The organism is Aeromonas sp. FDAARGOS 1411 (assembly GCF_019047125.1).
Classification (GTDB): Bacteria; Pseudomonadota; Gammaproteobacteria; order Enterobacterales; family Aeromonadaceae; genus Aeromonas; species Aeromonas veronii.
Genome location: NZ_CP077214.1, coordinates 3,062,699 through 3,087,382, shown reverse-complemented (window position 1 = coordinate 3,087,382; position 24,684 = coordinate 3,062,699). Strand labels below are relative to the sequence as shown.

22 protein-coding genes are annotated in these 24,684 nt (G+C 61.3%); 12 read left to right on the top strand and 10 right to left on the bottom strand.

The genetic code is table 11. The features are described 5' to 3' along the window. Positions 1-18: 18 nt before the first annotated feature. Positions 19-294, bottom strand: coding sequence for a metal/formaldehyde-sensitive transcriptional repressor (locus tag I6L41_RS13830; protein ID WP_005340299.1), 276 nt, complete (start codon positions 292-294; stop codon positions 19-21). Between the two features lie 71 nt (positions 295-365). Here I6L41_RS13830 and dmeF point away from each other — a divergent pair, with 71 nt between their 5' ends. Further along, the gene (gene dmeF, locus I6L41_RS13825) at positions 366-1,328 is read left to right on the top strand and encodes a CDF family Co(II)/Ni(II) efflux transporter DmeF (protein ID WP_216959514.1); all 963 of its coding nucleotides are present in this window, start codon (positions 366-368) and stop codon (positions 1,326-1,328) included. Between the two features lie 47 nt (positions 1,329-1,375). On the opposite strand, the gene I6L41_RS13820 is transcribed toward dmeF, so the two are convergent. Next, the gene (locus tag I6L41_RS13820) at positions 1,376-1,789 is read right to left on the bottom strand and encodes a hypothetical protein (RefSeq protein ID WP_216959511.1); all 414 of its coding nucleotides are present in this window, start codon (positions 1,787-1,789) and stop codon (positions 1,376-1,378) included. Between the two features lie 262 nt (positions 1,790-2,051). Between I6L41_RS13820 and pulA the strand changes: the two genes are divergently transcribed. Continuing rightward, on the top strand, positions 2,052-6,116 hold the full coding sequence (gene pulA / locus I6L41_RS13815; RefSeq protein WP_216959507.1) for a pullulanase-type alpha-1,6-glucosidase: 4,065 nt from the start codon (positions 2,052-2,054) through the stop codon (positions 6,114-6,116). A gap of 214 nt (positions 6,117-6,330) precedes the next feature. Here the strand turns inward: pulA and I6L41_RS13810 are convergent, their stop codons facing one another. Next, positions 6,331-8,778 carry a zinc/cadmium/mercury/lead-transporting ATPase gene (locus I6L41_RS13810; protein WP_216959505.1) on the bottom strand — a complete coding sequence of 816 codons (2,448 nt, stop codon included), beginning with the start codon at positions 8,776-8,778 and terminating at the stop codon, positions 6,331-6,333. A gap of 184 nt (positions 8,779-8,962) precedes the next feature. Here I6L41_RS13810 and tpx point away from each other — a divergent pair, with 184 nt between their 5' ends. Next, positions 8,963-9,463, top strand: coding sequence for a thiol peroxidase (tpx, locus tag I6L41_RS13805; RefSeq protein WP_005341463.1), 501 nt, complete (start codon positions 8,963-8,965; stop codon positions 9,461-9,463). Between the two features lie 58 nt (positions 9,464-9,521). Here tpx and I6L41_RS13800 read toward each other — a convergent pair whose 3' ends face one another. Beyond that, on the bottom strand, positions 9,522-10,349 hold the full coding sequence (locus I6L41_RS13800) for a transporter substrate-binding domain-containing protein (protein ID WP_040067394.1): 828 nt from the start codon (positions 10,347-10,349) through the stop codon (positions 9,522-9,524). A gap of 144 nt (positions 10,350-10,493) precedes the next feature. Here I6L41_RS13800 and I6L41_RS13795 point away from each other — a divergent pair, with 144 nt between their 5' ends. Further along, positions 10,494-11,714 carry a DEAD/DEAH box helicase gene (locus tag I6L41_RS13795; protein ID WP_216959502.1) on the top strand — a complete coding sequence of 407 codons (1,221 nt, stop codon included), beginning with the start codon at positions 10,494-10,496 and terminating at the stop codon, positions 11,712-11,714. A gap of 2 nt (positions 11,715-11,716) precedes the next feature. Here I6L41_RS13795 and I6L41_RS13790 read toward each other — a convergent pair whose 3' ends face one another. From I6L41_RS13790 to I6L41_RS13780, 3 genes are all read right to left on the bottom strand, one after another. Further along, the gene (locus I6L41_RS13790) at positions 11,717-12,502 is read right to left on the bottom strand and encodes a hypothetical protein (protein ID WP_216959499.1); all 786 of its coding nucleotides are present in this window, start codon (positions 12,500-12,502) and stop codon (positions 11,717-11,719) included. After that, positions 12,499-13,815: a sphingomyelin phosphodiesterase gene (locus I6L41_RS13785; RefSeq protein ID WP_216959495.1), complete on the bottom strand. Its 1,317-nt coding sequence runs from the start codon at positions 13,813-13,815 to the stop codon at positions 12,499-12,501. Before I6L41_RS13785 ends, I6L41_RS13790 begins: the two co-directional genes overlap by 4 nt. 207 nt (positions 13,816-14,022) lie before the next feature. Beyond that, positions 14,023-14,853 carry a CPBP family intramembrane glutamic endopeptidase gene (locus tag I6L41_RS13780; RefSeq protein WP_204384353.1) on the bottom strand — a complete coding sequence of 277 codons (831 nt, stop codon included), beginning with the start codon at positions 14,851-14,853 and terminating at the stop codon, positions 14,023-14,025. A gap of 120 nt (positions 14,854-14,973) precedes the next feature. Here I6L41_RS13780 and I6L41_RS13775 point away from each other — a divergent pair, with 120 nt between their 5' ends. After that, positions 14,974-15,711 carry an ABC transporter substrate-binding protein gene (locus I6L41_RS13775; RefSeq protein ID WP_216959492.1) on the top strand — a complete coding sequence of 246 codons (738 nt, stop codon included), beginning with the start codon at positions 14,974-14,976 and terminating at the stop codon, positions 15,709-15,711. 67 nt (positions 15,712-15,778) lie between these two features. Here the strand turns inward: I6L41_RS13775 and I6L41_RS13770 are convergent, their stop codons facing one another. Next, a complete protein-coding gene (locus tag I6L41_RS13770; protein WP_005340323.1) occupies positions 15,779-16,075 on the bottom strand; it encodes a hypothetical protein in 297 nt (98 codons plus the stop codon). Between the two features lie 53 nt (positions 16,076-16,128). Then, positions 16,129-16,503 carry a YacL family protein gene (locus I6L41_RS13765; protein WP_026034971.1) on the bottom strand — a complete coding sequence of 125 codons (375 nt, stop codon included), beginning with the start codon at positions 16,501-16,503 and terminating at the stop codon, positions 16,129-16,131. Between the two features lie 209 nt (positions 16,504-16,712). On the opposite strand from I6L41_RS13765, the gene I6L41_RS13760 reads away from it, so the two are divergent. From I6L41_RS13760 to I6L41_RS13730, 7 genes are all read left to right on the top strand, one after another. Then, positions 16,713-17,828, top strand: a complete 1,116-nt coding sequence (locus tag I6L41_RS13760) for a sugar diacid recognition domain-containing protein (protein ID WP_005340325.1) — start codon at positions 16,713-16,715, stop codon at positions 17,826-17,828. Positions 17,829-17,946: 118 nt separating this feature from the next. Continuing rightward, positions 17,947-19,209, top strand: coding sequence for a GntP family permease (locus tag I6L41_RS13755; RefSeq protein WP_139707427.1), 1,263 nt, complete (start codon positions 17,947-17,949; stop codon positions 19,207-19,209). 9 nt (positions 19,210-19,218) lie between these two features. Further along, positions 19,219-20,352 carry a glycerate kinase gene (locus I6L41_RS13750; RefSeq protein ID WP_216959487.1) on the top strand — a complete coding sequence of 378 codons (1,134 nt, stop codon included), beginning with the start codon at positions 19,219-19,221 and terminating at the stop codon, positions 20,350-20,352. Positions 20,353-20,584: 232 nt separating this feature from the next. Beyond that, on the top strand, positions 20,585-21,148 hold the full coding sequence (locus tag I6L41_RS13745) for an NnrU family protein (protein WP_216959484.1): 564 nt from the start codon (positions 20,585-20,587) through the stop codon (positions 21,146-21,148). A 58-nt stretch (positions 21,149-21,206) separates the two neighbouring features. Next, positions 21,207-21,743: a glutathione peroxidase gene (locus I6L41_RS13740; RefSeq protein WP_076495785.1), complete on the top strand. Its 537-nt coding sequence runs from the start codon at positions 21,207-21,209 to the stop codon at positions 21,741-21,743. 82 nt (positions 21,744-21,825) lie between these two features. Then, positions 21,826-22,761, top strand: a complete 936-nt coding sequence (locus I6L41_RS13735; protein WP_005340335.1) for a LysR family transcriptional regulator — start codon at positions 21,826-21,828, stop codon at positions 22,759-22,761. Positions 22,762-22,943: 182 nt separating this feature from the next. Next, the gene (locus I6L41_RS13730; RefSeq protein WP_160881766.1) at positions 22,944-24,140 is read left to right on the top strand and encodes a NupC/NupG family nucleoside CNT transporter; all 1,197 of its coding nucleotides are present in this window, start codon (positions 22,944-22,946) and stop codon (positions 24,138-24,140) included. 101 nt (positions 24,141-24,241) lie between these two features. On the opposite strand, the gene I6L41_RS13725 is transcribed toward I6L41_RS13730, so the two are convergent. Further along, positions 24,242-24,661 (bottom strand): DUF4426 domain-containing protein, encoded by a 420-nt coding sequence (locus I6L41_RS13725; protein ID WP_120414748.1) that lies wholly within the window; start codon positions 24,659-24,661, stop codon positions 24,242-24,244. Between the last annotated feature and the right edge of the window lie 23 nt (positions 24,662-24,684).

The following is a 24,684-nucleotide window of genomic DNA, read 5'->3' as shown; positions in this document are numbered from 1 at the left end:
ATGATGCCGCGATCCTGCTTACTTCAAATAGGATCGCAGGACGCTGACCACCTGATCCAGATCCTCCAGCCGCTCGGCCGGGGTGGCATCGGGGGCACCGAGATGCTCGCGCATATGTCCTTCCAGCACCTCCAGCATCAGTCCGTTGACGGCGCCGCGGATGGCGGCGATCTGCTGCAAAATAGCGGTGCAGTCGCTCTCCTGCTCCAGCGCGCTCTCCAGCGCACCGGCCTGTCCCTTGATGCGGCGCACCCGTGCCAGCAACTTCTTTTTGTCGTGAATAGTGTGGGACATGACGGATCCTCTCGAACAATAAAACTATACTGGGGTATAGTATATTGCATCATCGCTCTCAGGAGAAATCCATGTCATCCCTTGCTCAATCTCACTGCCATCAACCCGTCATCCACGAGGGCAATCCGCTGGCCGAACAGAAGACCCGCTGGGCCGTATTGTTGACCGTCATCATGATGGTGGCGGAGATTGGCGGCGGCTGGTTCTACAACTCCATGGCGCTGCTGGCCGATGGCTGGCACATGAGCTCCCACGCACTGGCGCTCGGCCTCTCGGTGCTGGCTTACCGCGCTGCCCGCCATTTCGCCCGTGACCACAGATTCAGCTTCGGCACCTGGAAGATCGAGGTGCTGGGTGGCTTCACCAGCGCCCTGTTGCTGGTGGGAGTGGCCGGGTTGATGCTGTTCGAGTCGGTGTTCCGGCTGCTCGATCCCAGCCCGATCCACTATCAACAGGCGATCGCTATCGCGCTGGTGGGGCTGCTGGTAAACCTCGCCTGTGCCTGGCTGCTCAAGGATGATCACGGCCACCATCACCACGGCCATGGGCATGACCACCATCATGAGCATCACGACCACGATCACTCACACGATCATCACGGCCATCAGGACCTCAATCTGCGCGCCGCCTATATCCACGTGCTGGCGGATGCGGCCACTTCCGTGCTGGCGATTCTGGCGCTGACTGGAGGTATGTTGTGGGGGGCTGACTGGCTGGATCCGCTGATGGGCATAGTGGGTGCCGGACTGGTCGCGGTATGGGCCTGGGGCCTGTTGCGCGACTCCGGTCGGGTGCTGCTGGATGCCGAGATGGATACCCCGCTGGTGGTGGAGATCCGCGAGGTCATCGCCGAACTGCCACAGACCGAGATCCGCGATCTGCACGTCTGGCGGGTAGGGCAGCAGCAGTATGCCTGCGTGCTCTCTCTGCTGATGGTCAATCCGCTACCGGCGCAGCAGATCCGCGAGCGGCTGGCGATCCATGAAGAGCTGGTGCATGTGACCATCGAAATCACCAGCGAACAGGATAAATAGTGGGGGCCGTTGGCCCCCTTGGTTTCAGTGCCGTTGGCACTCTGATGTCAGTGCGGTTGCCCGGAGATCTCATCCTGGGGCTTGTGTTGCCACACAGCACCGAGCAGCAACTTGAGCAGCAGTTGTGGCGGGTTGTCCAGCAGCTTGCCGGACTCCAGCAGCAGCTGACCATCGGCGCGAAACCCGAGGCTGGCATCTATGGTGCCATCCTCCGAGACCACCTGGATCAGGCCATGGAGGGCGGAGCGCTCACCGGGCTGACAGCGCAGCCGCAGCTCGCGGGGTTCCCCCAGCAGGGTGAAGGCGCGGCTCAGCGGGGGCGAGTCTTCATAATCGGGCCAGTTGAAGAAGTGATACTGCTCGGCCAGGGTGCCAGCCTGCTGGCAAAACTGGTCGAACAGCTGCCCGATCGCCTGATATTCCTGATCGAGTCGTCTTGCCTGCTCTTCAATCCGTTTCATTGCTTACTCCTTGTCTATCCACTTGATCAGACATTGCTTTTCTGACCCCGTGACTGCCGTTTTCCAGATATGAGGCCAAATGGCCGCGAGGTCTGTGAGCCGGATCGAAGTTTCAGTCTGAAAACGTTATCTTGTTGAAACTGGATGGTTTTTTTGCCTTTCCGCTCACATTTGAATCGATTGCCGCTGATTAATATGGCACCGCCTGGCAATGACCGGGTGCTCGACTATCGAGACTAACTACAGCGGGAATTATAAAAATATGGATATGAAAAAGACCAAAGTGGCGCTGGTAACAGCCTCACTGCTCGCGCTTTTGTCTGGCTGTAATGACAACAGCTCTGATGCCTCCGGTGTGAACCCCGTCCCCCCTACACCGCCTACACCTGAAGTCACCGATGGGCCTGTCGCCCGTCTGCCCAAGATGGATCCCCCGAAAGAGTTGCTGGTTGCCGGCGAAAATCAGGTGGTCATTGCGCTGGTGGATACCCAGTCGGCAGCCAAAGGAGCCAAGGCACCGTTTGACAGCCACAGCCTGCACCTTTGGAATAACGACGCCTGCCAGGCAACGGCTGATAGTGGCCTGAATACCGGTTGGGATGACAAGAGCAAGACACCAGCCACCGCCGACAGCTTTGGTCCGGCCTGGGTTGTTCCGCTCAAAAATGTGGAAGGGTGCATCAACTTTATCGCTCGCAACGGCGATCTGGCCAACCTGACCGGCAGCGATATGAAGGTGATCTTCAGTGAGCACCCGGATCGCACCGTGGCTATCGTCGCGGGCAAGAAAGATCTGTTTGGCAGCCGTGCCGAAGCCTTTACCGCCGCCTTTGGCGTGGCGGGGGCCAGCGCTCATCTTATCGATGGCAATACCCTGATTTGGCAAGGGGGCAAGGACAAGCCCCACGTTCGCCTCTATTACAGCGACTCGGGCACCATCAAGGCCAATGCCGATGGGGTGTTCGATTTCCCCTATATCAGCTTGACCGCGACCGGCCTGACTGCCGAGCAGCAGGCCAAATATCCGCATCTCAAGGATGCCGCCGCCTTTACCCTGCCTGCCGGGAAAGATCTCAAGCCCCTGCTCAAGGGGGAACTGGTGGCTATCGGCACCGATGCCGACGGTATCCTGCAAGGAGCCACCCTGGTGCAGAGCGCCGGCGCCCTCGATGCGCTCTATGCTCCCGAGGCGACCAAGCTCAGCTATGGCGCAGTGGTAGAGGGAAACCGGGTGACCTTCCGCCTCTGGGCGCCGACCGCCAAGTCGGTCAAGTTGGCCCTCTACAACGCCAGCCACCAGAAGAGTGGTGAAGTGGCGATGACCTTCGACAGCGCCAGCGGCAGCTGGAGTTACGAAGGGGGCAGCGAGCTGATCGGCCAGTTCTACCGCTACGACATGGAGGTCTACCACCCGCTTAGCCGCAAGGTCGAGCGCTACGAGGTGACCGATCCCTACTCCCTGAGTCTGGCGATGAACTCCGAGTTCAGTCAGGTAGTGGATCTCGACGATCCGGCCCTGAAACCGGAAGGATGGGACAGCCTCAAGGCGCCCCACAGCCAGCAGAACCCCGCCGACATCACTATTTATGAGGCCCATGTTCGTGACCTGACCGGCAACGATGCCTCCACCGATGAAGAGAAGCGCGGCAAGTTTGTCGGCCTGACCCAGCCCGACTCTGTACCGGTCAACCATCTGAAAGCGCTGGCAAAAAGCGGCGTCAGCCACCTGCACCTGCTGCCGGTGTTCGATATCGCCACCGTCAATGAGGATCCGGCCAAGGTGGCCAATCTCGGCGATGACTTCAGCAAGCTCTGTCAGGTCAATCCGGATGTGAAAACATCCAAATTTGGTGGCTATTGCGGTGGCGGTCAGACCGTGGGGGATGTGCTGGCCGACCTGCAAGGGGGCGACAGCAAGGATAATCCGCAGGTGCAGGAGCTCTCCGGCTATCTGCGCGGCGTCGACTCCTTCAACTGGGGTTATGATCCCTACCACTACACCACGCCGGAAGGCTCCTACGCCACCAACGCCGAGGGCACCAAACGTATTCTGGAGTTCCGCGAGATGGTCAAGGCCATCAAGCAGAACATCGGCATGAACGTGGTGATGGATGTGGTCTACAACCACACCAACGAATCCGGGCTCGGTCCCAAGTCGGTGCTCGACAAGATCGTGCCCTGGTACTATCAGCGCCTCAATCCGGAGACCGGCTCGGTGGAGAACTCCACCTGCTGCTCCAACACGGCGCCGGAACACGCCATGTTCGCCAAGCTGATGGATGACTCTCTGGTCACCTGGGCGCGCGACTACAAGATCGACGCCTTCCGCTTCGACCTGATGGGCCACCATCCGAAAGATCAGATGGTGCAGGCGCTGGCCGCGGTGAAGAAGGTCAATCCCGAGATGTACTTCTACGGCGAGGGGTGGAACTTCGGCGAAGTGCAGGATGACAAGCGTTTCGTGCAGGCGACCCAGAAGCATCTGGGCGGTACCGGTATCGGCTCCTTCTCTGACCGCTTGCGCGATGCAGTGCGCGGCGGCAGTCCGTTCGACGGTGGCGATACCATTCGCAAGACCCAGGGCTTTGGCAACGGTGCCTTCGTCGATCCTAACGAAATGAGCAAGGTGGATCTGGCTACGGCCTTGCACCAGTCCGATCTGGTGCGGCTCGGCATGGCGGGCAACCTCAAGGAGTTCGTGCTGACCGACAAGGATGGCATGCCGAAGAAAGGCGCCGAGATCGACTACAACGGTCAGCCTGCCGGTTATGCCCAGGATCCGGTGGAAGTGCAGAACTATGTCGACAAGCACGACAACCAGACCCTGTTCGACAACCTGATCTACAAGGCGCCTGCCGGAGCCGATCTGGTGCGGATGCAGGGGGTATCGCTGGCGACAGCCATGCTGGGTCAGGGCATTCCCTTCACCCACGCCGGTGTCGAGCTGCTGCGTTCCAAATCCATGGAGAGGGACAGCTATGACTCGGGCGATTGGTACAACAAGGTCGACTACACCCTGGGCGACAACAACTTCGACAAGGGGTTGCCGCGCAAGGACAAGGATGGCGACAACTATCCGCTGATCGAGCAGGTGCTCGGCAAGCATGCCAAGCCGGGCTCGGCCGAGATGGCGCAGATGGTGAGCTTCTATCAGGAGCTGGCGGAGCTGCGCAACTCATCCCGCCTGCTGCGTCTGGGCAGCGGCGCCGAGGTGATCAAGCGGGTCGACTTCCGCAATACCGGCCCGGATCAGGTGCCCGGCCTTATCGTCATGACGGTGGATGATGGCGTCAGTGCCGGGGCGGATCTGGATCCCGCCATCGACGGTCTGGTGGTGATGATCAACGCCAGCAACCAGAGCCAGAGCATCGGCGACTTCCGTGACGGCAACGATCAGCCGATCGATCTGAGCGGTATGGTGCTTAGCAGCAAGCATCGCGCAGTCGACAGCATCGCCAGCGGCGCCGCCTATGATAACGGCCAGCTGACGCTGGGGGCCTGGTCTGCCGCCGTGTTCGTCAAGCCGCAGTCTGGTGCACAGGGCGCGGGCCTGCCGGTCAGCAAGAAGACCGACCTGAGCACCCTGCCACCGTTTGGCAACACCGATGTTTATCTGAAGGGGTTCCTCGATGAGTGGGGCAACACCAACCAGATGACCTTCAGCGGCAACTTTATGTACGAGTTCACTACCGAGGTGAGCACCGACAAGCTGGGTACCACCAACGTCAAGATCGCTGACGCCAGCTGGGGGCCGGTCAACTACGGCAGCTGCAACGCTGGTGACAAGCTGGTGGTCGGCACCCCGCTGACCCTTTGCAAGGGGGGAGAAACCGGCAATATTGGTGTCGATCTGGCCAAGGCGGGCAGCTACAAGTTTGTCTTTACCGCCATGAACAAGGACAAACCGACCCTGAGCGTCAGCTTCACCGAGCCGGTGCAGAGCTGCAAGGTGCTGGAGACTGTGGCGGGCAATCCGCTCGGCTACAACCTGTTCGTCAAGGGTGAGCTCTCCGGCTGGGGAGCCCAACCTCAGTACCAGCTGAGCTACAAGGGGATGGATGGCGATCTCGCCATCTATCAGGCGGCGTTCAACTATGCCGGCAGCACCGAGTTCAAGGTCGCCAACGAGGACTGGAGCAAGGAGTACCTGCTCAACGGTGGCGGCGCGGTGAACGCTGAAACCGGCTATTCGTTCGCCTTCTCCAAGGGGGGCAGTGCCAATAACAGCATCACCCTGCCGCAGGGGCTGTGGAGTGTGCTGGTGAAGGTTGACCCGGCTGGCGTCAAGGCGGGTACTGCCGTCATTCAGGAGTGCAGCGTCAAGTAAGCAAGCCATTGAGTCCGGGGGATGGCTCGGCGCCCCCGGGTTGAATTCCACCTTGCCAAGGGTGGGATAACTCCGAGAGAGTAAGCAAAGCGCGACTGCCGACCGGCAGGCGCGCTTTTTCTTTTACGGGGTGCCGTGAGAGAAATGAGAGGAAAAAGAAAAGCCGCCCCGGTTGGGGCGGCGGTTGTTATTTCACGGTTTTGATGGTGCGGGATTAGCGCTTGCGCAGCAGCCGCAGGGCGTTGGCGGTCACCAGTGCGGTGGCGCCGGTATCGGCCAGCACCGCAATCCACAGGCCGGTGATGCCGAGCAGGCTGGTGACCAGAAAGATGGCCTTCAGCCCCAGCGCCAGCGCGATATTCTGGTGAATATTGGCCAGTGCCGCCCGCGACAGCCGGATCATCGCGGCAATACCGCCGAGCTGGTTGTGAGTCAGCGCCGCATCGGCGGTCTCCAGTGCCACGTCGGTGCCGCCACCCATGGCGATGCCGATACTGGCCCGCTTCATGGCCGGGGCATCGTTGATGCCATCGCCGATCATGGCAACCTTCCGGGTGCTGGCCAGCTTGGCGATCTCTTCTACCTTGTTCTCCGGCAGCAGACCGGCGCGCCAGCCCATGCCCAGCTCGGTGGCGATCGCCTCGGCAGCGTTGGTGTTATCCCCGGTCAGCATGATGCTGTTGAGCCCGAGCTGATGGAGTTCTTGCAGCGCGGTGGCGGCTTCCGGCCGGATCTGATCCCGCAGGGCCAGCAGGGCAACCGGCAACGCCTGAGCATCGCTGCTCTGGCAGAGCACCACAACGGTCTTGCCCTGCCGCTCCAGCGAAGCAATCCGGGTCTGCTGTTCCACATTCAGGGTCGCCACCCGGCTCGGTGCCAGCAGTTGCCACAGTTCGCCGTTGATGCGCCCCTCAACGCCCATGCCCGGCAGGGCTCGCAGGTCGCGAGCCTCCGCCAGCGTCATCCCCTGTTCGGTCGCGTTGGCGACCACGGCGCGGGCCAGCGGGTGGTGGGAGCCCTGCTCGATGGCAGCCGCCAGTGCCAGCAACTCGTCCTCCGGCTGGCCATTGAGGCTCACCAGCTCGGTCAGCTGCGGCTTGCCCAGGGTCAGGGTGCCGGTCTTGTCAAAGGCGACGGTATCGATATGGGCCAATCGCTCCAGCGCGGCCCCCCCCTTGATCAGGGCCCCCTGACGGGTTGCCGCAGCCAGCGCCGAGGTAACCGCTGCCGGGGTGGAGATGACCAGCGCGCAGGGGCAGCCGATCAGCAGCAGCGCCAGTCCGCGATAGATCCACTCGTCCCAGCTCTGGCCGAAGGCGAGCGGTGGAATAATGACGACCAGCATAGCGATCAGCATCATGGCCGGGGTGTACCAGCGGCTGAAGCGGTCGATAAAGCGCTCGATGGGGGCGCGCTGGCCCTCGGCCTCCTCGATGAGGTGCAGAATGCGGTCGATGGCGTTGTTGCCTGGCTCGGAGACGACTTCAAGGCGCAGCACTCGATCGGCAGCCAGACTGCCGGCCGGCACCTTGTCACCATGGCGGCGCTCTACCGGAATAGACTCACCGGTCAGGGCGCTCTCGTCAAACGCACCGAGCTCATCGAGCAGACGGGCATCGGCTGCCAAGCGGGCACCCGGGGCGATTTCGATGATATCACCGGGACGCAGCTGATCGGCGGCGACCTCTTCCCGCACCTCGCCCTCGGCAGTGGTACGGATGCGCAGCGCCTTGTCAGGCACCAGCGCCATCAGGGCGGTCACTCCGGCCCGGGCGCGTCCGGCGGCGTAGGCCTCGAGATGCTCACCCAGCATAAAGAGCAGCAGCACCATGGCCGCTTCGGCGGTTTCGCCGAGGAACAGGGCGCCCACGGCGGCGACTGTCATCAGCGTCTCGATGGCGAAGGGGGAGCCGCTTTTGGTCAGCGCCCACGCCTTGCGGGAGATAGGCCACAGCCCCCAGAGGGTCGCTAGGGTAAAGAGCGGCTGACCGAGCTCTTTCGGCAACAGGGCGGCGACCAGCATCAGGCCGGCCAGTGACAGGGGCTGCCAATATTTGCCCAAAAAGTTACCGAATAGATTGCCCTGCCGGGGCTGTTGTGAAGCTTGCTTGCGGCCAGCGGCCTGCTTGTCAGCGCTTTCCTCCTTGAGCTGGAAACCGGCGGCCAGCACGGCGGCGGTGACGGGATCGGGGGAGAGGCCGGGGGCCAGATCCACCACCAGCTTCTCGGTGGCAAACAGCACGCGGGCCTGCTGCACGCCGCTCACCCGGCTGACGGCGGTCTCGATCTTGCGGGCGCAACTGGGGCAATCCATCCCCAACACCTGCCAGCTATGGCGACTGTTGCCTTGCTCCGGCGCAACCAGCGGGTCGGCAGGGGGCATATCGTGCCCATGCTCATGCTCATGCTCATGAGCTGGCGATAAGGGGGCGCTGCAGCACGCTTGATCGTGACAGCTTCCTCGGGGAGGCTCTTCATCCCCAGGTGATTCATTGCCGTCACGGGATGCGTGCTCATAAGGCGTCGGGGTTGAACAGCAACTGACGGGCGTGGTGTTGTCGCAGCAGTGGCTATCGTGGTGATGCTCACTCTGGCCGGAGGCCGCCTTGCTGACGGCCTTGATGGGGGCGGCGTGCTGATGATTGCAGCAGGATTTGCTCATGATGAGTCCCTCTTGATGGATCCCGCCCCTGCGAGATCCCTGATTACCGAGGAGGAGTCTAAACCTTGGTGTTAAGTCCAAGGTCAACCCCTTTATATCCCTTGTCTTCGCGGGTGTTTGTCTGGTCTCGCCGCCCCTATACTGATCACCCGGATTTTTACTACACCAATAAAGGACATAACACATGAGCAACTCAGTCACTCTGCAAGGCAACCCGGTTTCCGTCGCTGGTCACTTCCCGGTCGCCGGTGAGCAAGCCAAGCCCTTCTCCCTGGTGGCCAAGGATCTCTCCGACGTGACCCTGGCAAGCTTTGCCGGTCAGCGCAAAATCCTGAACATCTTCCCGAGCGTCGATACCCCGACCTGCGCGACCTCTGTGCGCAAGTTCAACGAGCAGGCCAGCGCGCTGGAGAACACAGTCGTGCTGTGCATCTCCGCCGATCTGCCGTTCGCCCAGTCCCGCTTCTGCGGCGCCGAAGGTCTGGACAAGGTAGTGACCCTCTCCACCCTGCGCGGTGCGGCCTTCATGGAAGATTACGGCGTTGCCTTCTCTTCCGGTCCGCTGGTCGGTCTGACCGCTCGCGCCATCGTGGTGCTGGATGGTGACAACAAGGTGCTGCACAGCGAGCTGGTCGCCGAAGTGGCCGACGAGCCGAACTACGCTGCGGCGCTGGCCGTGCTGTAAGGCTGCAAGCCATAAAAAATCCCGCTTCGGCGGGATTTTTTATGCGGGAATTGTCCGTTCAGGGCGTAGCGGGCGGGGTGGTTGCCGGTTCGACCTTGGCGGCAGGGGAGGGTTGCCACTCCACATAGGGGCGGTGGATCTTCTCGTAGATCTCGGCCAGTTTGCCGGTGGCGGCCAGCTGATCAATGGCTTGCTGGAGAAATTCGTCCATCTCATCACCAGCAGCCCCTTTCTGGATGATAAAGACATCCTCGAAATCCCCGAAAAATTCTCGCCTGATATTGGTCAGCCCCAGCTGCTTGAGCATCAGGTCGGCCTCCTCTTGTGCCCAGACAAAGGCGTCGATACGGCCGCGTGAGAGCTTGCGCAGTGACTGCTCGATACTCATCGAGCGCTGCACCGGGAAGGGCATATAGTCGGGTACGGCCTCGATCAGCAGATCCCGTTTGGTGGGCACTATGCCGTAGGCCATATCCGTGGTGACCGGATAGGCGGTATTGCTGTAAATCACATGGGCAACCTTGCCAAAACTGCGGGTACTGAAACGATAAGCCAGCATATCGATATCCTTGAGGTTGCGGATGGCGGGCAGCCCCAGATCAGCCTTGCCGGAGATCACCCCAGCCATGGCACGAGCGATGGGGTAGATGGTGATCTTGATGGTTACATCGGGGTAGAGGTCATCGATGGCGTGCACCAGGTCGACAAAGGGGCCTGTCTTGTCGGCATTGATCAGCCCCGGCAGCTCGCCAAGGTGGGCATTGAGGATGCGCACCGGTTTCGGTGGCTCGGGGGCGACGTCGTTCTCCGGAGTCTGCGACAGGCCGAGGGTGGCGCTGCCGAGCAGGGTGACCACGAGCAGCAGAAGGGGGATGTGTCTGGTCATGGCGAGTCTCTCTTGGTGATGGGTCAGCTAAAGTGTAGTCAGCCCGTCGTCAGCGCCCCTTGGCCAAACCATCATGGATAGGGTTTTACTTCTCGGCCCCCGCTCACTAGACTTCGCCTCCCACTTCTTTGTTGACGTAGCGCCATGATCTTTAGCGAACTTGCCCTTCATCCTGCTCTGCTTGCCTCTTTGCCTGCCACCTTGCAGACGCCGACCCGCATCCAGCAGCTGGCGATTCCGGCGACGCTGGCGGGGCAGGATCTGCTGGCGCTGGCCCAGACCGGCAGCGGCAAGACGCTGGCGTTTGGCTTGCCGCTGCTGCAACGGCTGGATCCTTCCTCCAGTCAGGTGCAGGGTCTGGTGCTGGTGCCAACCCGCGAGCTGGCGACTCAGGTCACTGCCGCGCTTGAAGAGGGCGCCGAGGCGCTGGGGCTGCGTATAGTGACGTTGTGTGGGGGCGTTGCGCAGGAGCGGCAACAGGCCGAGCTGGCTCTGGGGCCACAGCTGCTGGTGGCGACGCCGGGGCGGCTGCGGGATCTGCTGACCCAGCAACTGTTGGGGCTGGATGGTTTGCAACTGCTGGTGCTGGATGAAGCGGATCGCCTGCTGGAGATGGGCTTTGCTCCCGACATCAAGGCACTGCTCGGCTTTATTCCGGCGGATCGCCAGACCCTGCTCTTCTCCGCCACCTTGCCTGCCGAGCTGGAGGCGCTGGCCAACGGCCTGCTGCGCGAGCCTACCCGTATCGAGGCCACCCCCCTCAACAGCGTGGTGAACGAGATCGAAGAGCGGCTCTATCTGGTCAACAAGAGCAGCAAGGTGCCGGCGCTCATCAGCTTGCTCAAGGAGCAGGCGTGGCCGCAGGTGCTGGTCTTTATCAGTGCGCGGGATGATGCCGACGGGGTGGCCAGAAAGCTGGCCAAGGCGGGCATTGCGGTGGCCGCCCTCCATGGCGAGAAGGAGCAGGCGGTGCGCGAGCAGGCACTCGGCGATTTCAAAGAGGGCAAAGTTCGGGTGCTGGTGGCTACCGACCTAATGGCGCGTGGCATCCATGTGGAGGCGCTGCCGGTGGTGATCAATCTGGACTTGCCCGCCAGCGCCCCTGTTTACGTACACCGCATCGGTCGTACCGCCCGGGCTGGCCGCGAGGGGTTGGCCATTTCGCTGGTCTGCCATGGCGAGAGTGACATGCTGCAAGCCATCCGCACCCTGACCGGCCGCGAGCTGCCGTTGGGCGATCTGGCGGGATTCCCGGTCACCGACCAGCCTGCCAGCGGGGAGGGCAAGCGCCCCCCTCGTGACAAGCAGGCCAATCGCCGCACTCAGGCCAAACGTAGCGTCAAGCAGTTCAAGGGCAAGCGCTGACCTCAGGGTGTGCCTTGCTCCCGCGCGAAGAAGTCACGACGCCACTGGCTCAGCACTTCCTCCTTGTGTTGTTGCCACAGGGCAGGATCCATCTGCTGTTGGCTGGCCGCCAGTTGCTGCTCCAGCTCGGCCAGCTCTCGCTGGTAGCGGCTGCGTTGATCCAGCTGCTGCTGGCGCGCTCCGGCAAACGCCAGCGTGGCTTCGGCCTGCTCTGAGGGCAGGAAGTGGCGGGCCAGGGTGGCCAGATCCTCATCTCCCCACAGCTGACGAGCTTGCTGCAGGCGGGCATCCGGGTTGAACAGATCCACCGCCAGATCCGGATGATCCGCTGCCCACCGGTCCTGCAAGCGGCTGAGGGCGTCCAGCCGCTCGGCCAGCGGTAACTGCTCGCTCTCTTGCGCCAACTGATCCAGCGCCAGGGCATAGCGCCCCTGTAACCGGATCAGACTCTCCCCCTCGCTCAGCCACCCGGCCTCTGTTGCTTCCAGATTGCTCACACGCTGCGCCAGCGGCAACTCGCTGTCGCTGATCTCGCTGGCAAGCTGGTTGATCAGTTCATCCGGCATCGCCTGCCAGCTGCTGGGCACTTCTTTGCTTTTGCCATCTATCCCCTCAGCGTTTGGCATGCGGGGAGGCGGGCTCCCCGATTCTGCTGGCAATTGCACATCGGCCGGAGAAGGCGTCGCCGACTGTTCTGGCGATATCGGGGGCTGCTCTTCCTGCCAGCCCAGATTCACCAGTAAAAGGGTCAGGATAGCCAGCGCCAGTATCCCGTAACGATGAGTCATCGGCTGATCTCTCCTTTGACCGGGAAGTGGTCTGAGAGGTTGCTGGCGGGCCAGAGGCTGCCATCGCTGCTGCGCGGGATCCAGACCGTGTTGAGGTTGTGGCGTACGGCGCCGTACTCCCGGCTCACTACCAGGTAGTCCAGATACTCGACGTTGGCTCCGCCCGAGAGCGGCCCGCCGGCATAGGGGTTGATCCTGGGATCGAAGGTGGCTTCGGTATAGCCGCCGTAGGTCGGCTCATCGGCATTGAGGTTGGCCAGCATGCCGGCGTAATCGTCGGCAAACTTGCGCTTGTTGACGTTGAAGTCGCCGCCATAGATGACGGTGTCCGTGGCAGGGATCTTGAGACTGGCAGCCAGAGAGCGGATCTGACCGAACTGGATCTGGCGCAGCTTGCGCGCCTCGTCGGTGTCGAAGCTGGCGGTGTGGGTGGCGAACAGGTGCCACGCCTTGCCCCCCTTGATCACCTCGGCGTACATCACCCCCTTGTCGGCGAAGCAGTCGGTGCCGGTGCATTGGGGATAGACCAGCTGGGCCTCCCGCACTATGGGATAGCGGCTGACGATCACCACGCCGCCGTCATGAATGTTGACCCCGGGCTTGTCGAGTACCTTGGTCTGGTAGGGGTACTCTTTCGCCAGCGCCTGCAAAAAGCCTTCGCGGCGGCCATCGAATACCTCTTGCAGCAGCAGGGCGTCATAGCCCTTGAGATAATCAGGTAGCAGGGTCAACCGCTCGCCGATGCTGGAGGCGATCACAGGCAGCGCCCAGACGTTGTAGCTGGCCACCTTGAGCCTGTTTTCTGCCGGTTCCGGCTGCTCCCGTTTTTGGGGGGGGGTGATCATATAGTGCAGATCGTCGTAGCGGCCGGTGAACTTGGCGGCAAAGGCCAGCTCTTGTGGCCCGGCAACGCGGTGGATCGCCCGATCGTTTTGCCAGCCGGATGCGCCGGTCGGCGTCTCGCCACCGTGCTGCAAGGTGGTGTTCCACCAGGTTCCCTCCATCAGCTGGTTGAGCCGATAGACGTCGCCACCCGCTGTGGTCACGCGGGTTTCGAACAGATAGCTCTTGCCCGCTTTTACCCCCTCATAGCGATTGAAGCTGAGTACCATGGCGCTCTCCCACGGGCCCAGCTCGGTGCGGTGCTGGCTCCACAGACTGCTGGGTTGCAGCTGGCCGCTGCCGCTTTGGCTGATGTCGATCTGAAGCGGTTCAGGACTGTTGTTGGTGAGATAGACATCGGTATCGGCCAGTGCCAGTTGCGGGAACTGGCTGACCAGCAGCAGGGCGGCATAACTGAGGGTTTTCTGCATCACAGGATCCTTTTGGTTGCAGGGCAATGGAAAGTGACTGTTATGGCGAATGCAGAGGTCAGTTTGTTTACATTTTGGTTACAAGTAAATGAATTGGTTTTGTTTGGAGCTTTATGGAGGTGTAAAGCGAGCGAGGCAGCACGCTTAACACGCTTAAAGAGAGAGGGAAGAGCGAGGGAAGGCGCCTGTGTCAGGCGCCTTCAGGAGTTAGCGGTGGGCCAGCGGGTAGGTGAAGAGCGCCAGATGGGCGAAGTTGAAGGCGAAGTGGATCAGGATGGCCACGGAGAGTCGCCCGCTGAGCTGGAATGCCAGGCCATAGCAGCAGCCTGCCAGGGTCGCAAACAGCGCCAGCAGTGGGCCACCGGGCAGGTGGATGGCTCCGAACAGTAGCGCAGCCACGACGATGCCAATCCAGGGGCGGTAACGCTCGGTCAGCTCCTGCTGGATCGCGCCGCGAAACAGCGCCTCTTCTGCCACACAGGTGAACAGCAGATTGTTGAGTGCAAACAGCCACCACCAGTGGGGCAGACCCACTTCCGGTTTCAGTGCCCCCAACTGCCAGGCGATGACCAGCAGGGCACCCAGCGGCAGCAGCAACAGGGCCAAAGGGCGCCAGCGGATGGCGCCCCCCTTGCCCAGCAGCATCGGGCAGGCCAGCAGCAAGCCAAAGAGCAGCAGCGGCTTGTCGAGGTTCAGATACATGTTGAACGGTACGCTGGCGGGGCCTGCCAGCGCCTGATCCAGCACCTTGAGATTGTTGAAGCCGGGGATTAGGTGCAGGGTCAGTGCAATCGCCCAGAGGATCAGCACCATTCTGGCCGCCATCGCCCGGCGGGCGGGGAGGGTTGGCGTACGCCACGCCAGCAGTAATCCTGCGACCGAGACCAGTAGGGCGGGTAGCGTCATTCGGTCAAGCCACAGGGCCAGCAGCAGGGAGAGTCCCAGCAGGGCAAAGGCGGGAAGACGTTGGCGGAAGAGGGCAAGCAGCACGGCCAGCGCCAGCGTGCCCCAGATAAATGAGTCGGGGAGGGGTAACATTGGATCTCCTTGATCGAGGCAGGCGGCAACCTTAACAAGTGGGCGTCAGCAGGACAACCGCGCAGGAGGTGGTCGGATCCCTTCTCTATACTCATCAACAGGGTAAAGGGAGAGCAGCTGATGAAGCACTGTCTGTGGTTGTTGTGTTGTTGGTGTGTCTGGCTGCAGGCCGCACCCTTGCTGCTGGTGACCGGTGAGTTCACCCCCTATACCGGCAAGGCCCTGCCTGAAGGCGGCGAGAGCACCCGGCTGGTGACGACCCTGCTGCAAGAGGCCGGGTATCGAGAGCTCCAGGTCGACTACCTGCCCTGGCCCCGCGGCTATCAGTTGACCCGCAATGGGTTGGTTGCGGCCACCTTCCCCTACGCCTGGACTGCCGAGCGGGCCAAGCTCTTCCACTACAGCGCTCCCATTCATATAGATCGCCTCTCCTGGTACACCTATCGGGGGAGCGAGGCCATTCAGGCTGGCCGCTGGCAAGGGCTGCGTGTCTGCATTCCGCTGGGGTGGAGCACCAGCCATGCCGACGGGGTGATCAAGCGTTTCGGGCTGGATCTGCAGCGCCCCAAGACCCTGGCACAATGTCTGCAATTGCTGGATCGCAAACGGATCGATCTGCTGCCGATGAACGAGACGGTGACCCGGGATGCCAGCCGTCAGCTGTTTGGCGACCCCTGCCATCTGCAGGCATTGCCCCACTTTCGTCAGAGCGACACCTTTTACCTGATCATTTCACGGCAGTACCCGGAGGCCGCCAACCTGCTTGAGCGCTTCAATCATGCCCTGGCTGCCGCCCGTGCCGATGGCCGCTATGACCAACTGATCTCCCGAGCCGGAAAGGGGATCGATTGCCGTTGAGAGTGCACGGCCGGAAAACAAAAAGCCGGAGCAGTGGCTCCGGCTTTCTATTTGCCTTCAGGGACGCTTAGCGGCCTGATTCGGCAATCACGCGGGCGATGATATCGGCGCGCTTGCTGGCTTCCAGTTCGCCCAGGGCGATCAGGCCTGCCTTGAAGATGACGTTCTTCGGCAGGCTGACGTCGTCCAGCGTGGCGATCGCTTCAACGTGCATGCCGTTCAGACGGCTGGCATCGCGCGGGCTCAGGTTGACCTGAGTGTTCATCACCTGCTTGCCTTTCTTCTTGGCAGGTGCAGCCGCTTTCTTGGTGGATTCCTGTTCTTCGTCTTCCGGCAGTTCGTCATCAAAATCGTAAATAGACATAGTCAATCCTGTTGAGTTAGGCAAAAGAGCACATTTGCCCGACATTGGGTCAATCAGCCCATATCCTCGTTACGGATAAAGGCGCGCCAGGAGGTGAGCACCTGGGCAAAATCTTCCAGCCCGCACATGGCTAGCTGTTCATCATCGTAGTAGGCGAGATCGTCAAGATCCTCACCCAGCTCGATATTGAGGGCGTTGGCTTTCACCTCCGCCTCTTCATGGGTCAGCAGCAGGGAGTAGTCACCGCCGTTGAGCCGGTATTCGACTCGGGTGCGGTTGGAGAGCTGATCAATGATGGAGAAGAGCTCGTCGAGCTTCTCTTCATCCTTGCCAACCTCGTCGATCAGCCACTGACCGATGGCTTCATGGCCCATGGAGAACCGGGCGCGATAGCCACCAAACGGGTCGCGGCGAAATTCATAATCCATAGCACAGTCCAGATCGGAGGGATGGGCCATCACGGGCAGGCGGGTGCAAGCACGCAATTCCTGCTCCATGGCGGGGCGCACATCGGGTAAAGTGGCCTATTCTAGCGATCCCCCTCTCGCTTGTCTTGATGATGTGGCATCTTTGCGTCCATGTGCCCTGAATCGGCCCGTAGTGGCGCTCTCAGATCAGTTCCTTGCCCGGAGATGTTATGCAGCTAAACGATAACCTTGCCCGCCAGATCGTCGCACGGGCGATGAAGATCCTGTCGTTCTCGGTCAACGTGATGGACGAACATGGCCTCATCATTGCGTCCGGCAATCCGGAGCGGATCCATCAGCGCCACGAAGGGGCCGTGCTGGCGCTGACCGAGAACCGGGTGGTGGAGATCAGCGAAGCGACTGCCTTGCAGCTCAAAGGGGTGCGCCCCGGCATCAATTTGCCCATCTCCTATCAGGGGGAGCTGATCGGGGTGATCGGCATCTCCGGCGATCCGGAGGAAGTGCGTGCTTACGCCGAGCTGGTGCGAATGACGGCCGAACTGATCTTGGAGCAGGCGGCGCTTACCGAGCAGTTGCAGTGGGACAAGCGCCACAAGGAAGAGCTGGTGTTGCAGCTCATTCGGGGCGAGGGGCGAGTCGATCAATTGCAGCAGGCGGCCCGTTTTCTCGGGCTGGAGTTGGCCCAGCCTCGGGTGGTGGCCGTGCTGGCGCTGGAGGAGGCGGATCCGGCGCGTCTGCGAGAGCTGGTCCATCAGCTGGAGAATCCGGAGCGGGACAATCTGGTCGCCATCAACGGGCTCGACGAGATAGTGGTGCTCAAACCGGCGCAATTGAGTGATGGCGTCTGGCAATCGGCGCAGGAGCGCAGCCGGATCAAGCAGTTGCTGGCGCGTATTCCTCACTTCAAGGTGCATATCGCGGTGGGCGATTACTTCGCCGGGATCGACGGGCTGGCGCGCTCTTACCAGACGGCGCGAGATACCCTGCGCCGTGGCATGCGGCAGGCGCCGCGCAAACAGGTCTACTTCTTTGAGGACTACCGTTTGCCGGTGCTGCTGGGCAGTCTGGCGGACTCCTGGCAGGCGGATCAGCTGCGCACACCGCTGCAGAAACTGGCCCGGGAAGATGGCAAGGGGGCGCTGCAGAAGACCCTGCGCCACTATTTCTTGCAGGATTGTGATCTGCATCGCTGTGCCGAAGCTCTGTTCATTCACCCCAATACCCTGCGCTATCGGCTGGGGCGGATAGAGCAGATAACCGGGTTGAATTTCAACAAGTTAGACGACAAATTTTTGCTCTATCTCGGCCTTAATCTCGACTTGTGATTGTGAATTTGGACAAAAAAATACATTTACATGATGTGATTTTTGGTTATTCAGCCAAAGCATTCTGATTGCAGATCTCCATAATGGCGGCCATTCACTCCCATTGAAGGTGTCCGTCATGATCCCGGTTACAGCCCTTGGCGCCATCGCGGCGCTCTCCATCGCCATCATCCTCATTTTGAAGAAGGTGCCGCCCGCTTACGGCATGATCGTGGGTGCCCTGGCCGGTGGCCTGATTGGCGGTGCCGATCTGACCCAGACCGTCGCCCTGATGATCGGCGGCGCCCAGGGGATCACCACTGCGGTGATGCGGATCCTGGCGGCCGGTGTGCTGGCGGGTGTACTGATCGAATCGGGCGCTGCCACCACTATCGCCGAGACCATCGTCAAGAAACTTGGTGAAACCCGCGCCCTGCTGGCGCTGGCGCTGGCAACCCTGATCCTGACTGCGGTCGGCGTATTCGTGGATGTGGCCGTTATCACGGTCGCCCCCATCGCGCTGGCCATCGCCCGCCGTGCCGACCTCTCCAAGGCGGCCATCCTGCTGGCGATGATCGGCGGCGGCAAGGCGGGTAACGTCATGTCCCCCAACCCTAACGCCATTGCCGCGGCTGATGCCTTCCATCTGCCCCTCACCTCTGTGATGGCGGCGGGCATCATTCCGGGTCTGTTCGGTCTGGTGATGGCCTACTGGCTGGCCAAGCGTCTGAACAACAAGGGCAGCAAGGTTGCTGCTGATGAGGTGGTGAGCTTTGCCGGTGCCAAGTTGCCAGGCTTTGCCGCCGCCATCAGTGCACCGCTGGTCGCCATCCTGCTGCTGGCTCTGCGTCCTGTTGCCGGTATCGTGGTGGATCCGCTGATTGCGCTGCCGCTTGGTGGTCTGGTCGGTGCCCTGATGATGGGTAAATTCAGCAAGGTGAACCAGTTTGCGGTCTCCGGCCTCGCCCGCATGGCGCCGGTCGCCATCATGCTGCTGGGTACCGGTACCCTGGCGGGCATCATCGCCAACTCCGGCCTGAAAGATGTGCTGATCAGCGGCCTGACCGCCTCCGGTCTGCCCTCCTACCTGCTGGCGCCCATCTCCGGTGCCCTGATGTCACTGGCGACTGCCTCGACCACCGCCGGTACCGTGGTGGCCTCCAACGTATTCAGCTCCACCCTGATTGAACTGGGGATCAGCGGTCTGGCCGGGGCGGCCATGATCCATGCCGGTGCCACCGTGTTTGACCACATGCCCCACGGCTCCTTCTTCCATGCCACCGGTGGCAGCGTCCACATGGGGGTGGGTGAGCGCCTGAAACTTATCCCTTACGAAACTGCAGTCGGTCTAACCATTGCCACTGTCTCCACCCTGATGTTTGGCGTGTTTGGCCTCGCCTAAGGAATTGATATGAAAATTGTTATTGCCCCCGATTCATTCAAGGAGAGTCTGAGCGCCATGGCGGTGGCTGATGCCATCGAGGCTGGTTTCAAGCAGGTACTGCCGAACGCCACCTACGTCAAATTGCCGATGGCCGATGGCGGTGAAGGCACGGTGCAATCGCTGGTGGATGCCACCGGTGGCCGCATCCTGCCGGTCGAAGTGACCGCGCCACTTGGCAACAAGGTGCAGGGCTTCGTCGGTCTGCTGGGCGATGGCGAGCGCGCCGTCATCGAGATGGCGGCCGCCTCCGGCATCCATCTGGTGGCGCCCGAGCAGCGCAATCCACTGCTCACCTCCAGCTTCGGCACTGGTGAGCTGATCCTGGCCGCGCTGGAGATGGGGGTGAAGCATCTGATCCTCGGTATCGGCGGCAGCGCCACCAATGACGGCGGTGCTGGCATGATCCAGGCGCTCGGTGGCAAGTTGCTCAAAGCGGATAGCTCTGCCATCGAGCTGGGTGGCGCAGGTCTTGCCGAACTCGCGACCATCGATCTGAACGGTCTGGATCCGCGCCTGAGCGATCTGGTTATCGAGGTAGCGTGCGATGTGAACAACCCGCTCTGCGGCCCGAAAGGCGCCTCTGCGGTGTTTGGCCCGCAGAAGGGGGCAACGCCCGAGATGGTTGTCGAACTTGATGCCAACCTCTCCCGTTATGCCGACTGCATTGAGCAGGCCCTTGGCAAGCAGGTGAAGGATATTCCGGGGGCGGGTGCCGCCGGTGGCATGGGGGCCGCGCTGGTCGGCCTGCTTGGTGCCGAGCTCAAGCCCGGCATCCAGATCGTCATCGAAGCGCTGAAACTGGCCGATGAAGTGGCCGATGCGGATCTGGTCATCACCGGTGAAGGTCGCATCGACAGCCAGACCATCCATGGCAAGACGCCAATCGGTGTCGCACGTTGCGCCAAGCAGTTCGGCAAGCCGGTGATCGGCATCTCCGGTTGCCTGACCGATGATTGCGGTGTGGTACACGATCACGGGCTGGACGCGGTATTCGCCGTGGTCAACCGCGCCATGTCTCTGCCGGAGGCGCTGGAGAGCGCCAGCACCAATATTCAACTCACTGCGCGCAACGTAGCGGCGCTCTATCAGCTCAAGGGCTGATTCGGTTCGGCCGATGCGCCCCATCGGCCACTCAATATCCCCGTTTGGGGCATCTCCCATCCCGCGAGATGTCTGACTGCCCTGGCACTTATTTGCCGATCCATCGTGATCGGCTCTTTTCTTTCTGTTCCTTTGTCTTGCCACACTTTTGACTCCATGGGTCAGCGCGGTTTTGATAGGCGCAAATCTCCCTTTACGGCATAGTGGTCGTACCAAGTACAAGGAGAGACTCATGTTCCTGCTGACTCTGGGGGTTGCGCTGTTTACCCTGATCCATCTCTACCCCTGTTTTGCGGTGGCCCATCGGGCGCGACTGAGAGAACGGCTGGGTGAGAATCGCTACAAGGGGCTCTTCTCCCTGCTGGTGTTTATCGCCATCGCCTGCATCATCGCCGGTTGGCGCTCGGCCAGCTCGCTGCCGCTCTACTTCCTGCCGGAGTGGGGGCCGATGACCATGACGGTGATGATGCCCTTTGCGCTGATCCTCTTTTTCTCCGGCCTGGGGCCCAACCATCTGCGCCGCTGGCTGGTGCATCCCCAACTGCTCGGTACCCTGCTCTGGGCGGTGGCCCATCTGCTGGTCAACAGCGAGGCGCGCTCTCTGGTGTTGTTTGGCGGCATCGGGCTGTGGGCGCTGGTGAGCATGGTCTGGATTTCGGTGCGGGACTGGCAGCGATATCCCCGTCCTGCGGCCAACTGGACGGGCACCGGCATCAGCGTCGGGGCGGGCCTGGCTGCCACCGCGCTGCTGGTGTTCTGGGGCCACGGCTGGCTGACCGGCATTCCATTGCATTGAGAGTGAACTGCAGCTCTGGTAACCGCGTATGATGGACAAAACAAAAGGAGTCTTGGCGATGAAATGGTTCACTCTGTTGCTGTTATTGGGGGCCGGCGCTGCCTCTGCGGCGTGCCCCGATTATTTCAATGTGGAGATGCGGGAGCTAAACAACTCTCAGCGCCACAACCTCTGTCAGCTGACCGAGGGCAAGGTGGTACTGGTGGTCAATACCGCCTCCTACTGCGGCTACAGCGGTCAGTTTCGCGATCTGGAGCAGCTCTACCAGAGCTACAAGGATAAGGGACTGATTATTCTCGGCTTCCCCTCCAACGACTTCTGGCAGGAGGCGGGCAACGAGACCAAGACCGCCGAGGTGTGTCGCCGCGACTATGGCGTCACCTTCCCGATGTTCAATCGGGTAGCGGTGCGGGGCTCCGATGCAGTGCCACTGTTCAAGGGGCTGGCGGCGGCCGCTGATGGGGATGAGCCGAATTGGAACTTCCACAAGTATCTGGTGGGGCGCGATGGCAAGCTGATCGCCAGCTACGGCGCCAACCAGAATCCGGCTGACGACCCCCTCAAACTGCAGATCACCCGGGCGCTGGGGCTCTGACCCTACCCCTTGGCGGGCGGCTCTGGAATAATGGGCTCCCGCCACTCAATCCGGTTATCCTGTGCTGCAACGTCTTCCTCAAATGGTGATCTTCGATGCGCTGGTGCGCGAGCAGGGGATCTCTGCCGCTGCCCGTCGTCTCGGGGTCTCCAAATCCCATATCAGCAAGCAGCTGGCGCTGCTGGAGACTACCCTCGGTGCCCAGCTGGTGCAGCGCACCACCCGCCGTTTCGTCCTGACCGAGCTGGGTCAGGAGTATGCCCGTCACTGCCATGCGCTGGTGGCGGTGGCGCAGGAGGCGGACTCCATGATCGCCGAGCGGCGTGGCAAGGTGAGCGGCGTGCTCCATCTCGGGGTGGGCCAATCTTTTGGCCGCTTGCACGTCATTCCTCATCTCAAGGCGTTTCAGGATCGCTATCCCGAGCTGGAGCTGGAAGTCTCGCTGTTCGACCACAGAACCAATCTGGTGGATGAGGGGCTGGATCTCTGGCTCACCACCTATGAGGACAAGCCGGAAGGGCTGGTGGGACAGCGGCTGGCCGACATTGGCTTCGTGGTGGCGGCTTCGCCGGATTACCTGCTGAGCCACGGCACGCCACTTCATCCCAAGGATCTGGCCCAGCACAACTGCATCACTTACCAGAGTCGGGAGCGGCGCTATCATCAGTGGTCGTTTCGCCAAGGCAAGGAGCGCCAGACGGTGCAGGTGGCGGGCAACTATCGGGTGGATATGGCGGAGGCGGTGCGGGATGCGGCACTGGCCGGGCTCGGTATCGCCTATATTGCCAACTACTTGCTGGACAAGGAGTTACAGAGCGGCAAGCTGATCCCGGTGTTGCCAGGGTGGCGACCGAACCAGCAGATGGCGGTACACGCCGTTTATGCCCGTCGCGAACATCTGGATCCCAAGATCCGTCTCTTCATCGATTTCCTCAAGGCCCGCTTTGGCCCCGAACCCTATTGGGAGCAGCGACTGGCCCCCTGGCTCGGGGGTAAATTGTCCGGCGGTGAGGAATGATTGTTTCCATATAAGAACTTTAGATTTCTTTTGATACTAAAATCGAACCAAATCAGCCAGTTGGCGCAACCGATGTCGTGCAAACGTTTTTTCTAACAGGGTTGTAACCAAGCGGACTTGCAGTGACGGGGGGAGAAGCGCAGAATCCGCGCCCATCTTTTGCCCCACCTGATGGAGTCCCTATGATTGCCCTGCTCGGCATCCTGAGTATCCTGGCGCTTGCCGTCATCTGCTCTGATAATCGTCGTCGTATCCCGTTGCGAACAGTTGGCCTTGCCCTCTGCCTGCAAATCATGTTTGCCGGTCTGGTGCTCTGGTTGCCTGCCGGTCAGCAGGTGCTGAACGGGGTCAGCGAGAGCGTAAGCAGCGTGATCGGTTATGGTCAGGAGGGGATCGCCTTCTTGTTCGGCGATCTGGCCAAGTTCAAGCTGGGCTTCATCTTTGCCTTCAACGTGTTGCCGGTCATCATCTTCTTCTCCGCGGTGATCGCCATCCTCTACCACATCGGCATCATGCCTCGGGTGATCGCCCTGCTGGGTGGTGGCTTGCAGAAGCTGCTGGGCACCGGCCGCGCCGAGAGCCTCTCCGCGACCGCCAACATCTTCGTTGGCATGGTGGAAGCGCCGCTGGTGGTCAAACCCTACCTCTCCAAGATGTCCGATTCCCAGTTCTTCGCTGTGATGAGCTGTGGTCTCGCCTCTGTCGCCGGTGGCACCCTGGTGGGCTATGCCAGCCTCGGGGTTGAGTTGAAATACCTGATCGCTGCCGCCTTCATGTCGGCCCCTGCCGGTCTGGCGATGGCCAAGATCCTGGTGCCGCCGGGAGCTGAAGAGGTCGATCACCATCAGGATGTCGAGATCCCCCGCGCCACCAACGTGATCGAAGCGGCGGCCGATGGCGCCATGTCTGGCCTCAATATTGCGGTGGCGGTCGGTGCCACCCTGCTGGCCTTCGTTGGCGTGATCGCCATGCTGAATGGTCTGCTGGGTTGGGCTGGCGGTCTGGTGGGGCTGGATCTGAGCTTCCAGATCATTCTGGGCTGGCTGTTTGCCCCCGTCTCCTGGCTGATCGGGGTACCCTGGGATCAGGCGCAAGCCGCTGGCGCTCTGATCGGTACCAAGATCGTGGTCAACGAGTTCGTCGCCTTTATCGGTCTGGTGCAGGATCAGACCCTGAGCGAGTCGAGCAAGGCCATCGTGACCTTCGCCCTGTGCGGCTTTGCCAACATCTCCTCCATGGCGATCCTGATCGGCGGTCTGGGTTCCATGGTGCCGGAGCGCAAATCCTTCATCGCCCGTTACGGCATGCGCGCAATTCTCTCTGGCGTGCTGGCGAACCTGATGAGCGCCTGTCTGGCCGGTCTGTTCCTCGCCCTGTAACCGCTGCGGTACGGAATAGATGCAACAAGGGCGCCCTGATGGCGCCCTTGTCATATGGATAAAATGAAGCCCTGACCTTGGTCGGGGCTTCTTGTTGCTGCTCAGTCGACGTAGAAGGTCTGCTGGAAGCTGAGGTTCTGTTGTTGCCCACCGCCCATGATCTTCAGGGTGAACTGATAGGTATCTTCGTTGCGGTAGGGGAGGGTCGCCAGATAGTAGATAGCATCGCCCTCTTTTACCTCCTGAAAGTTCAGGGTGCGGATGGTGCCGGTCAGGTTCTTGGCCTCACCGGTGATCCCCACGGCTTGCGCCACTTTCTGCTTGTCCTGTACCGCGATATTGATGATGGCGTTGTAGCGACTGCGCTCCAGTCCATACGCCTTGGCGACCTCGGGGGTGAGGAAACTGGAGTTGAAGGCGTTGTAGTGCACTAGCCAGGGCCCCAGCTCCTTCATCTGTTCTGCCTTGAGCGGCAGGGTCATCAGCAGTGCCAGCAGGCCACTCATCCAGACTGTTTTCATCTGTCATCCCTCTCATATCTACG